At 68.3% G+C, this 2,088-nt stretch carries 1 protein-coding gene; it reads right to left on the bottom strand.

Translation table 11 applies throughout. The features are described from left to right. Positions 1-136 precede the first annotated feature (136 nt). Entirely contained in the window at positions 137-1,645 is a 1,509-nt protein-coding gene (locus J3P31_RS21110; RefSeq protein WP_210530509.1) for an L-fucose/L-arabinose isomerase family protein, read from the bottom strand. Positions 1,646-2,088: the final 443 nt, after the last annotated feature.

Here is a 2,088-nt window from a genome sequence, read left to right as displayed (position 1 = left end):
CCGAAAAGTCGCCCCCCGGATGCCCGAGCTGCGCCTCGAACACCATCCGGAACGCCCGCCGGCGCATCCACAGCGCCCGCTCGCGGATCCGCGGCACCACATCGTCAGGCAACAGAAACGTCATCTCAGGGGTCCCTCAGAATCGGCGGGCCGGGGGCACGAGCATGGGCTCGGGCGGGGTGTCGTGGTCGTAGAGCGGCCAGCCCAGGTAGCGGGTGACGGCCTCGTTCACGATGGCGGCGTGATGGCCGCGCACCATGGCGACGTGATGCTCGAAGCCGTTCTGGGTGACGAAGCGCATCAGGTTCCGCAGGCGCGGCACGCGGCAGACGGCGATGCCGCCGTCCATGGGATAGGGATCGTCGGTGAACTCCCCCTCGCCGACATAGGCCTTGAGCGTCCCCGCCCGGTCGTCCGAGCTGAGGCGGAAGTAGGTCATCGGCCCGGCCTTCACCTTGCCCTTGACCGCGCCGAAGCACTTCTCGCGGCCCAGCGTCTCGCCCAGGATGTCGAGCTCGCCGATCTCGGGGGTGTCGCCGATGAACTTCTTGGGGAAGTTGCCGCAATGGGTCGCCACGCACATATCGGGCTCGCGGGCGAAGTTGTTGTTCCAGTCGAGGATCGCGGGCGGCGCTCCCGAGGCGAGCGCGAGCGCATACATCGACAGCGCGCCCATGATGTCCACCTCGCAGGCCGAGGGCATCAGCTCCTCGCCCATCATGGACATGGTCACGCAGGTCGCGCATCCGAAGTTGTCCTGGAGCGAGCGCCAGCACTGGATGGCCGAGGCGTCGCAGCCGTTCTCCAGGATCCAGCGGTCCACGGTCAGCGACCACTTGGCCTGCCGCAGGATCTGGTCGCGCGTGATGTGGGCGGGAATGCGGCCGTAGGCCTCGATCCGCGCCATCTTGGCGAGGAGGTTGGGGTCGCCGTCGCTCAGCCGACCCGCCGCGCCCATCATCTCGGACAGGTCGACGGTGACGACGGTGATGCCCGAATCCTGCAGGAGCTTTTCGGAATAGCGCATCGTCTGGAACGCGCCGGTGCGCGCGCCGATGGCGCCGAGCCGCGCGCCGCGCAGGCCCCGCACCGTCCGGCAGACCCGGGCAAAGCGGTCGAGGTCGGCCGCGAACTCGGGCCCGCCCGCGTCGACCGTGTGGAAGGTCGTCTCGCTGAAGGGGATGCCGTACTGCCAGAAGTTGTTGGTGACGCTGATCTTGCCGCAGAAGGCGTCGCGCCGTTCCTTGACCGAAACCTTGTCGTTCTCGTCGTTCGAGGCCTGCAGCAGGATCGGGACGTTCAGCTTGGCGCGGTTGACCAACTCGATGACCGCGATCTCGTCGCCGAAGTTCGGCAGGCAGATCACGAGGCCGTCGATCTCGTCGCGGTGCTGCTTGAAGAAGTCGGCATAGAGCTGCGCGTCGGGGATCGACTGCACGGCACCGTTGACCGTGGCCTCGAAGGGGAGGGTCAGGGCGCGGACGCCCAGCCGCTCGAGCTGGCCCAGCACCTCGTCGCGAACCTGACGGCATGGGGCACCACTGAAGAAGGCGCGGCTTCCGATCACCACCCCCAGCGTCACGGCCCGGCGGATCGACGGCGCGACGGGCAGGCCGGGCTCTTCCGTACGGATGGTGAGCGTCATGGGACCTCCCTCCCTTTGGCTGGGTCGCGGAACGGTCCGGACCTTGCGATTGGTTTCGTTCCTTTTCGTTTACTGCGCTGCGAGAATGTGCGCAAGCCATACTGCACGGGCCGGCCGCCCGCTCGGATGCCGTTCGCGCGATCATAAGGTCGGCTGCGACGGCTGGCCCGAGCGGGGTCCTCCCGCTCAGAGGTTCAATGCCGAGGGGCCCCCGATGGGGTCTTCGGGCAGCCGCACGCGAGGCGGGCTTCGGTCCGGCGGCTTGCTCCTGCGACGGCTGCGCCTTAACTCGGGCCTGTACCATGGAGGGCCTACGTGGAAGCGAAACCGAGCGAGTTCAGGCTGGAGGTCCAACCCGGCCTATTGTCGGAGCCGCGCCGCCGCCGCATCCTGGACTGGCTGCAGGAGGAAGGGAGCGCGCGGGTGCGCGACCTGGCGGCGGC

Source organism: Rubellimicrobium arenae (assembly GCF_017916275.1).
Taxonomy (GTDB): domain Bacteria; phylum Pseudomonadota; class Alphaproteobacteria; order Rhodobacterales; family Rhodobacteraceae; genus Rubellimicrobium; species Rubellimicrobium arenae.
Note: the sequence above shows the minus strand (reverse complement) of the source record. Positions and strands in the feature narration are given on the sequence as shown.